The organism is Frankia sp. AgB1.9 (genome assembly GCF_016786355.1).
In the GTDB taxonomy this organism is placed as follows: Bacteria; Actinomycetota; Actinomycetes; order Frankiales; family Frankiaceae; genus Pseudofrankia.
Genome location: NZ_JADWYX010000200.1, coordinates 1 through 9,781 on the forward strand (window position 1 = coordinate 1; position 9,781 = coordinate 9,781).

General features: G+C 73.8%; 7 protein-coding genes. 5 read left to right on the forward strand and 2 right to left on the reverse strand.

Annotation, left to right across the window (positions count from 1 at the left end):
- The 5 genes from I6A60_RS39515 to I6A60_RS39535 all read left to right on the forward strand — a co-directional run.
- A partial coding sequence (locus tag I6A60_RS39515; protein WP_203055858.1) for a glycosyltransferase family 4 protein occupies nt 1-1,125 on the forward strand: 1,125 nt, incomplete at its 5' end.
- A 173-nt stretch (nt 1,126-1,298) separates the two neighbouring features.
- On the forward strand, nt 1,299-1,574 hold the full coding sequence (locus I6A60_RS39520) for a WXG100 family type VII secretion target (protein ID WP_013423387.1): 276 nt from the start codon (nt 1,299-1,301) through the stop codon (nt 1,572-1,574).
- Between the two features lies 1 nt (nt 1,575).
- Entirely contained in the window at nt 1,576-1,989 is a 414-nt protein-coding gene (locus I6A60_RS39525; RefSeq protein WP_203012109.1) for a WXG100 family type VII secretion target, read from the forward strand.
- 4 nt (nt 1,990-1,993) lie between these two features.
- Entirely contained in the window at nt 1,994-3,004 is a 1,011-nt protein-coding gene (locus tag I6A60_RS39530) for a hypothetical protein (protein WP_203012108.1), read from the forward strand.
- Between the two features lie 91 nt (nt 3,005-3,095).
- Nucleotides 3,096-3,983 (forward strand): hypothetical protein, encoded by an 888-nt coding sequence (locus tag I6A60_RS39535; RefSeq protein ID WP_203012107.1) that lies wholly within the window; start codon nt 3,096-3,098, stop codon nt 3,981-3,983.
- Nucleotides 3,984-4,041: 58 nt separating this feature from the next.
- Here the strand turns inward: I6A60_RS39535 and I6A60_RS39540 are convergent, their stop codons facing one another.
- Together I6A60_RS39540 and I6A60_RS39545 are read right to left on the reverse strand one after the other, a co-directional pair.
- A complete protein-coding gene (locus tag I6A60_RS39540) occupies nt 4,042-8,604 on the reverse strand; it encodes an FtsK/SpoIIIE domain-containing protein (RefSeq protein ID WP_203055859.1) in 4,563 nt (1,520 codons plus the stop codon).
- Nucleotides 8,605-8,634: 30 nt separating this feature from the next.
- Entirely contained in the window at nt 8,635-9,306 is a 672-nt protein-coding gene (locus I6A60_RS39545; RefSeq protein WP_203017399.1) for a response regulator transcription factor, read from the reverse strand.
- Nucleotides 9,307-9,781: the final 475 nt, after the last annotated feature.

Here is a 9,781-nt window from a genome sequence, read left to right on the forward strand (position 1 = left end):
TCCACGAGGACGGCGGCCCGCAGCCGGCGGGCGCGGGCGGCGGACCCGGGGGCGGGGGGCCTGCTCGCCGCCCGGGTCGACTTCGCCCGGCGGGTAGCCGGCACGACGCGCCGGCTCGGCCGGCTCGACGCCCTCGTGGTGGGCCATCCGGACCTGGTGAAGGCCGCCGCCGGAGCGGCCTCCCTCGGTGGCGCCCGCCGCGTCCCGGTGCTCTGCTACGGCGCCGACATCTGGCGGATGCCACCGGCCGACCGGGCACTGCTCACCCGCCACCCGCTGCTGCGCCCGGTGACGATCAGCTCGTTCAGCGCAGGCGCGCTCGCCGGACTGGGTCTCGCCCGGCTGCTGCCGCCCGGGGTGCCGGCCGCCTGGCGGGCGGCCCTGCTGGCCGAGGGAGGCCGCCGCCGCCCGCACGCCCCGGTGCCGACCGTGCTGTCGGTGTTCCCGCTGGCCGCCTGGGAGGACAAGGGACTCCCGACGCTGGTGGAGGCACTGACGGCGGTCCGGGCCGAGCTGGGCCCGGTCCGGCTGGTCGTCGCCGGCCGCGGCCCGGCGCCGGGCGCGCTGCACGAACTGCTGTCCGCGACGCCCGACGCCGAGCTGGACGAGTCGCCATCGGACGAGGCGCTCGCCAGGCAGTACGCGACCGCGGACCTGTTCGCCCTATGCACCAGGACCAGGCCGACCGGGCCCCGGCCGTGCGGCGAGGGCTACGGCACCGTGCTGCTGGAGGCCCAGCTGGCCGGCTGCGCCGTTGTCGGTCCCGCGTTCGGCGGCTCCCGGGACGCCTACCAGGAGGGGGTCACCGGAGCGACGCCCGTCGACGAGTCGCCCGCGGCGCTGGCGGAGGTCCTCGTCGGGCTGCTGCGCGACCGGGCCCGGCTGACGAGGGCCGGCCGGCGCGGCGCCGAGTGGGCCGAGTCGGTCACCCGCCCCGAGGACCACCTGCGAGCGGTGTTCCAGGTGCTGCTCGACCGCGCGCCGGCCCCGCCCGATCCCGCCGTCCCGGCCGGCGGCACGGCGCCGGCGGCCGCGGCCACGTCACCGCCCCCGGAGCAGCGCTCGGCGCCGGACCGGCCCCGCACGCTCCCGGCGGCCTCCGGCGGCTGGCCGACGCGGGAGTAGCCCCCGAGGGGGTAGTCCGCGAGTACCTCCCCGGGGGTATGCCAGGCCAGGGATCTTCCCCGCGCGGCCCATGGTCCGTAGCCGGGCGTAACGCGTACAACATCTCCAGGCGAGCCAGAGGGCCGTCCGTGACCGGGAGAACCGGCCGCGACCAGCAAGCCAAGGAGATGGCAATGGCCCGCATCGTGGTCAACCCGGACACCCTGATCCACCTCAAGGCCAGCTTCAACACCCAGAGCACCAACCTGGACACCCTCACCCGGGCCCTGCAGAGCGACGTCGACAACACCCAGGAGGACTGGCAGGGCAACGTCCCGACCATGTTCCGCAACGACTGGCACACCCAGTACGCCCCGATGCTGCAGAAGCTCGCCGCCGCGCTGGTCGACGCCGGCCGGGACGTCGACACCGCGCTCCAGAACGCGCTGCACGCCGACCAGCAGGCCTGACGTGTCGCCGCTCGACCCCGCGTCGATCGAGCGGCTGGCGGCCCTCACCGAGTCCACGGCCCGCCGGATCGCCGACATCGGTGACGACGCCACGCGCCGCGCGAGCCAGGCCCAGTGGCAGGGCACCTCCGCCGAGAAGTTCCGGTCGTCCATGGTCGACCGTCAGCGGGAGTGCAACACCGAGGCGGGCAAGCTGTTCGATCTCGCCACCGACCTGCGCCGGGCGGCCGCGAACTACCGCGAGGAGCTCGCCCGTCTCCAGGGGCTGGAACGCCGGATCCTTTCCGCGATGTCGGGCATCGGTGGCGAGTTGCTGCACGCCGCCGGCATCACCGCGGCGAGCCTGCCGGCCAGCGGCAGCCCGGCCTGGGGCCCGCTGGCCTCCAGGATCGCCTCTCTGGGACTGAGGTTCTGACGACGTGGTACGCATCGTTGTCGATCCCAACGAGATGACGACGCTCGCTTCGGGATGCGCCGCCGACAGCGGCGAGATCATGTCCTTGTCCACGACGCTCGGCACACACGTCGTCAGCGCGGGGCTGTCGCTGCTGGCGGCCTATGGAATCCACATCACCCATGTCCTGGACGAACTCGCCCAGGTAGCCGGCGGCCCCAGCGGCGTCCTGCATATCGCCCACGGCTTCGGCGACGCCTCCGCGAGCGTCGAGCGGTCCCGCGACGCCTTCGCGGTGGCGGACAAGATCGAGCTGGCGCACCACGAACTGGACTTCTTCGACAAGAGCAAGGACGCGTTGAGCTTCCTCAGCACGGCCTTCCTCGACCCGAAGTCCAAGGAGTACAAGAAGCTCGAGAAGCTGCTCAAGAATCCGAGGGCGCTCAGGAAGTTTCTCGCCGACCGCGAACACCGGACGCAGGCAGGCGATGCCGGTTTCGCGTTCGCGGCCCTGCTCGGCGGCGTCACCGGGCAGGACTGGCTCTCCAGCGGCAGCCAGATCGCCGGCTACGGCTGGGACATCCTACGCAAGAGCTACAAGGATTCGAACGCCAAGGTCTTCAAGGCGTGGGACGAGGCGGCGAAGGCCGCCAAGGCAGGTGGCGAGGCCGGGGACGCCGCCAAGCTCGGTGCCCTCGCGAAGACCGGCAAGGTGCTGAAGCTCGCCGGGCCGTTGGCACTCGCCGGCGACGGAATGGACATGTACTCCTTCGCCCACGACTTCTTCCCCCCGGACGGCAAGAAGATCGATGTCGTGCAGACCGGGTTGGACGGCGCGATGGTCGCGGCGGACGTCGCGATGCTGGTCCCGTTCCCGCCGGTTCAGATCGCCGGCGGGCTCGTGGCGGCCGGGATCACGGGCTACGAGTGGTACGAGAAACACGCGCCGGCGGTGAACCATGTCGCCGCGGAGGTCGGCTCCGGAATCGCCTCCGGCGCGAAGAGCGCGGCCAGGAAACTGGCGAGCATCTTCTGACCGGCCCGTGGGCGAGACATCTCAGCAGGAGGAACTTGTGGGCAACAACGGGTCCGGTACCGAGGCTGGGTCCGGCACCATATCCGAGGCCGTGACCGAGACTCCGGTCGCGCCCGAGCCAACTCCGCCGCCAGCGCATTTCCGCGTCAGCCGGGAGGAGTTGCTCACCATCGGTCGCATGCTCGACCTTCCCAGCGAAGGGTTCGCCGACCTCGTCGCCGGCCCGGTCGAGTGGCCCACCCGATCCGTCGCCCTCGCGGCGATGCACGGTCTGATGGCGAGAGGTCTGCTCGCGGAGACGCCCGACGGGGTCGGGGTCGACGCGCGGCTGGCCGCGATGGTCACGATCGTGGCTCGGCCCCAGCTGGTCGTCTGGCTACAACGCACGTCGATCGAACTGGGCCGGCTGGCCGACGGCCAGCCCGGCCCGGTCGGCACCATCCAGCTTGTGCTCTGGTACGCGACGCCCGACGTCGCGATCCAGGTCCAAGGGCATTCCGGCGCCGTGTACGAACTCGAGGAAATAGCGCTGAGCGCCCTGCTCGAACGGGTCGTCGACCACTCGAACCTGCGTGCCATCGACGCGGTCGCCGTCGGCGCGGCGACCGGCCCGGCCGCCCGCCAGTTGCCCGTGCCGATGTCGGCGCTGTGGGTCGCCGGCCCGGCCGCCGACCGCGGCGACTTGGCGACGGCCGTCGCGGCGCTCACTCCATCGGTCGGCGCGGACGCGGCTAGGCCGTTGGCCACGGCGCTCTCCGAAGGCGCGACCGCCTACCTGGTCGCGACCCGCTACCGGCCTGAGAACGGACGAATCGAGGGAGCCGTCACCAACTGGCTCGACGCCGGCAAGGCCGGCCTGTGGGAGGTGCCTGAGCCACCTACCGACCCGACGGATCCAGACGCCGTCATCACCTTCGTTCCGGCCTCCGGCAGCCAGCTCTTCGACAGCATCCAGGAAGGCCTCCCCGGCGCGGCCTGAGCCTGGCCGGGGCGCCGAGTCCTGGGACTGACCACCGGCGGGCCCAGGACTCGGCGCGTCACGGTGTGGCGATCTGGATGGCGCTGAGGCGGCCGCGGACGACGAGCAGGCCGCGGCCCTCGCCGACCAGGCCGGTCGAGCCCGGGACGCCGCGGGCCAGCGCGGTGCCGAGCTGGAACAGCTCGCCGTCGGCCGAGGTGCGCGGCCACAGCAGCACACCGGTACGGGCCTGGCGGACCTCCTCGCCCCAGTTGCGGAACGCGCGGGCCCAGGCGTCCGGCCGGCTCGCGGCGACGACCACGATCTGCTGGTCGTAGGCGTCCTTGACGAGCGCGTTCAGCACCCCGGCCGCCGGCCCGTCGAAGAACCGGTCCGCGTCGTCGATGACGAGGACCACCCGGGCCGCCGCCGCGCCGATCAGGTCGGTCAGCTTGGCGGCGACGTCCTCCGGCCTGGTGAGCACGGGGAACTCGGGCTCCCCGCCGCCCGCGCCGGCCGCGAGGTCACGGACCGGGCCGGGCCGGGGCGCCAGCACGATCGGCGACCAGCCGCCCCGGGCGGTCAGCGAACGCAGCACGGTCAGCAGGGCGGTGCTTCGCCCGGACATCGGCGGCCCGGAGATCACCAGGAAGCCGCCGGTGGTGTCGAGGTCGAGGTCGACCGGGCCGAGAACGGTACCGCCCGCTCCGAGAGTCACGACCGCCCGGCCGGCCGGCGACGGGCCCATCCGCAGGTGCTCGAGCTGCGCCGCGGTGATCGCGGCCGGCAGCGGCTCGATCGTCGCCGGACGGGCCGAGCTCGGCAGGTTCGCGTCCCGGGCGACCAGCGACGTGGCGAATCCCGCGATCGCCGCGGCCTGGTCGGCCTCCGCGACGACGGCGACCTGCACCTCCTGCTGCTCCGGCAGCCGGTAGCCCCGGCCCGCCGACGTCGGGGCCGGCAGGTCCAGGCGCAGGCCGGCGTTGGACGCGTCGTCGCGGCTGGCCATCGGCAGCAGCAGCCGGTCGCGGATCCCGAGGTTGTTGCGTACCGCCAGGCCCGCGCCACCGGTGGTGACGACGCACCACACGCCGGCCGCCGGACCGTCGCGCAGCAGCGTGTCGAACTGGGTCACCAGCGCCCCGTTGTCCTGCTCCCAGTACTTCTCCCAGAACAGGTCGTACCGGTCGACGAGCAGGAGCACGTAGGGCAGGTCGGTGGCCCCCCGCTCCCGGGCCTCCGCCAGGTCGGCCACGCCGTGCGCGGCGAGCAGCTCCTGGCGGCTCCGCAGCTCCTCGACGAGCAGCCGCAGCAGCCGGGCGACCCGGTCCGCGTCCTCCAGCTCCACGAGGGTGCCGACGTTCGGCAGCGCGCCCAGGTCGCGCAGCCCGGCGCCGGCGAAGTCGGCGACGTGCAAGTGTAGGTCGCTCACCCGGTACGCCGCCGCGGCGGCGAGCGCGACCGAACGCAGCAGGGTCGTGCGGCCGCTGCGCGAGCCGCCCTGCACCAGCAGGTGGCCCTCGTCGCGTGGACGGAACCAGTAGGGCGGCTGCGCGAGCCGGCCGGGGATGTCCTCCAGGCCGAGCGCCAGCCGAGGCGGCCCGGCCAGCCACGGGCCGGGCTCGTCGGCGGCCGCCGGCCCGAGGTCGGCCACGTCGCCCAGCAGCAGGGTCGTGGGCAGCGGCGGGTTCAGCCCGCGCTCGGGCCGCTCGCCGGCCGCGTCGGCGGCGGCGCCGAGCGCGGCGAACACGACGTCCCGCTCGGTCGCCAGCGCGTCGGCGGCCGGCTCGGCGCCGCCGGCCGGCTCGCCCGTCCCGCTCGGCGCGCCTGTCCCGGTTGGTTCGAACGGCTCGATGGTGCACAGCGCGGCCGGGCCGGCGGCCACCGGCGCCGGCGCGCCGAGCCAGCCGGCCTGGAAGATCGCGTAGCCCATGTCGGAGCGGGCCGCGGCCCGGCCGGGGACCCGGTCGGGCCAGATCGCCGGGTCCCGGCTGTTGACCACGGCCTGGCTCTCGGCGGGGTCGTCGACGGTCAGGCAGATCTTCAGGTTCGCGTTGCCGGCGATGTCGCCGGTGACGTGCCGGCTGATCAGCTGGGTGCCGAGGACGAGGTGGATGCCCGCGCTGCGGCCGAGCCGGGCCATCGAGATCAGCCGGTCCAGGGCGTCGGGGTACTTGTCGCGCAGCTCGGCGAACTCGTCGACGACGACGACCAGCCGAGGGATCTCGACCGGTCGGCCGCGCCGGTTGGCCACGTAGTCGTCGTAGTTCGGGTTGCCGCCGCCCGCCGTCAGCTCCTGCTGGCGGCTGGTGCGCATGGCGTCCAGCGAGGTGAGCACCCGTTCGACGTTCGTCGAGGCGTTGCCGACGTTCGTGACGAGGCCGAGGGTGTGCGGCAGCGCGGCGAACGGGGCGAGCCCCGAGCCCTCCTTGAGGTCGATGAGCAGGAAGGCCAGGGCGCTCGGCGGCAGCCGCAACGCCAGCGAGGTGATCATCGTGCCGAGCACCTCGCTCTTGCCCATGCCGGTGCGGCCGCCGACGAGCAGGTGCGGGCCGTCGTGGCCGTTGCGCAGGTCGATGCTGTACGCGCCCTTGCCGGACGCGCCGAGCGTCGCCACCGGCAGCCGCTCTGGATCGTCGGACCAGCCGCGCGCGACGTCGTCGGCGGTCAGGGCCGTGCGGCCATGGACGGACAGGAAGCCGATCCTCGACGGGATGGACGCGCCGGTGGCGGCAGTCGAGACCAGTAGCGGCGCGAGCGCGCGGGCCAGCCGGGCGGCGTGGGCCGCCGTGACGCCGTCGGCGAGCAGCTCGATCTCCGGCCGGCCGGTCCGGCGCAGGGTCGCGTGGCCGTCGTCGGCCAGCTCGCAGGTGGCCTGGCATTCCTGTGGCAGGGCGGCGCGCTGACGTTCGAGCGCGATGACGAACACCCCGTTGGACGGACCGTCGCGCAGCAGCACCCGCAGCCGGGAGTTCTCGCGTAGCGCGCGGGCGCCGTCGACGATGAGCACGACCGGCGGGGTCTCGGCGGCGGCGTCGCCGAACCCGCCGCCGCTCGCGGCCAGCGACGGCAGCGGGCTGTCCCCGTTGCGGCGGGCGGTGGCCGCCGCCGTGGCGACGAGGCGGTTGAGCTCCGCCGCGATGCTGGCCTGGTCGCACGCGACGGTGACCCGGCCGTCGGGCACGTCAAGATGCTCCCGGGCGTGTGGCAGCCACGACGCCCAGGCCCAGTCCGCGGCGCGGCCCGGCGCGAGCACGGTCAGCCGCAGCTCACTGGGCGCGTGCAGGCCGGCGAGCTGGCAGACGAGGCCGCGGGCCACATGCCTGCGGGCCTCGTCGTCGCCGGCCAGGCCGAGAACCCGGACCTCGGGCAGGCTGACGTGGACCGGCACGTTCGGCACGGTTGGCGGGTCCGGCTGCTCGGTCACGCCGGGCACGGCCGGCGGGTGGCGGACGCTGGTCCCGGCCGGCAGCGCGGCGGTGCCCAGGCGCAGCCGCAGCGCGTCGTCGTCGTCAGGGCGGCGCTCCCACAGCCGATGGGTCGGCCCGGTCGCCGCGGCGAGCACGGTCGCCGGGTCGGGCGAGCGGTCGCGGCGCAGCTTCGCCTCGGCGTCGAGGGAGAACGTGAGGTCGGCCTCGGCCCGGGCCAGAGCCGCCTGGTACTGGATGTTCGCCCGCTTGGCGTCACGGCGGCCGGTATGCCGCTGCCCGAAGAACGCGAGGAGCCCGGCGAGCGGTGCCAGCAGGATGATGTACACGAACGCGCCGTGCAGCGCGTGCATGAAGTACAGGATCGCGAAGGTCGCCAGCGGGACGACCAGTGCCACGGCCGGCACCACGAGGCTCTGGCTCGGATGCGGCGACGGCGGGGTCGGCATCGCGATCGTGCGCCAGCGAGGCTGGTCGAGGGTGCGGGGTGGCCGGTTGAAGCGGACGAACGGTCCGTCCGCGGCCAGGTCGGCGTCCCGGCGCGGGGCCGGTCGCACGGCGAGCACGCTCCCGCCCAGCTCGACGACATCGCCGTCGGTCAGTTCGGCGACGTCGATTCCCTGGCCGCCGACCCGGGTTCCGTTCGTGGAGCCGTTGTCCCGCACCCTCACCCGGCCGCCCGACGTGTCGAACCGGGCGTGCGCGCGGGAGAGGTTCGGGTCGTCGACGCGCAGGCCCGCCACGGAGCCACGGCCGACGACGACCTCACCGGCGCCGAGTGGCGCCGCCGCCCCGGCCCACAGGCCGCCGACGACCGCGACCTCTCGCTGGCCGGGTCCGACGTCGAAACCGTCGCGGCCGGTGTCGGGCGCCGCGAGGGCGGCTCGCGGGGCGACCAGCACCCCGTGGCGCAGCACGGCGGTCAGCGGCTCGGCCGGGTCCCGGTAGCGGCCGTCGACGAGCAGGCCGGCCTCCGGATCGACCCGCTGGCGCAGCCACCCTCCGGCGGCCGGCGCCGCTCCGGGCTCCTCGCCGGCGAGGGCAGCCCGCAGGTCACCGATGGTCGCGTCTCCGCGGAACCGCACGACAATGTCCCGCCAACGCGGGCCTTCGACGCCGGAGACGACCGCGGTGAGCAGAACGGAGGTGATCCGGGTGAGGCCGGCGGCCGGGGCGGCACTCTCGGAACGGGCGGGGTTAACGACCACGGTCATGCCTCATCGGGGTTTCCTGTCTCACAGTGGTCAGACCTCGTCAGGAAAGAGGCCACGGGCGGCGTCCAGCAGCGCGATCCGGGAACTGACGTCCAGGCCCTGGCGCTGGTAGAGGCGTCGCACCTCCTGAATCTGCTTCTTGACGGTGCCGACGCTCACGCCGCGGCTGCGGGCGATCGCCGCGTTGTCCATTCCCTTGGCGACGAGCCGGACCGTTTCGACAAGCGCGGCGGACAGCATCGGGGAGGCGCTCGGTGCCCGGGCGCTCAGCCGTTTCACGACGACGTCCGACCGCAACCGATCCCCGGCCGCGGCCGCCTTGATACAGGACCGCAGCAGCGAGCCGTCGCCGGATTTCCCGAGGTAACCGCTCGCGCCGGCCTCCAGGCCGAGCCGCAGCCGCTCGGCGTCGGTCTCGGCGGTGACCAGCAGGACCCGATAGCCCTGCTGGCACAGATAGCGGACCGCTTTTGGCCCGGTGATGCCGCCGGCGAAGTTCAGCTCCGTCACGACCACGTCCGGCGGTACACCGGGATGGATGTCGAGCTCCTCGACGCTGCCGACCGAGGCGACGACCTCAAGGTCGTCGAACTCGGCGAGCAGGGCCGCGAGACCTACCCGCAGGAAGGAATGGTTGTCGACAAGCGCGACCCGGGTTCCCCGGTCACGCCAGGAATCGGCACGATACCCGTCCACTGCCATGTGACCCCCGTCACAGCGGACTACCTGCATAGCTGCTTGCCTGGCCCCGACCACCGCCACACCGAGCGGGCCGAGCAGGCCGAGCAGGGCCGCCAACACGTCGAGCAAACGATCGTGCGCGCAAGACTATCCAACCCGCGCCACCAAAATGACCCTGCGCCACCGCAGGGTTGCCGTCGCGGCGACCCACTACCACCACCGAGCCCAGGAAACACCGAACAGCGCAACCCAGCACCACCGAACCCAGCACCACCGAACAGCGCAACCCAGCCAAGAAGCCAACCCAGATACGCCACCAGCCCCCGACATCCACGCCATCGGATGTCAGGGGCTGGAGGGCGCTCAGCGCCCGAGGTGAACGGCCAGAGGCGCGAAGCGCCGTCTCTGGCCGGTCACCCTATTCGAGGTAGTCCCGCAGCTTCTGCGACCGGGACGGATGACGCAGCTTCGACAACGTCTTCGACTCGATCTGCCG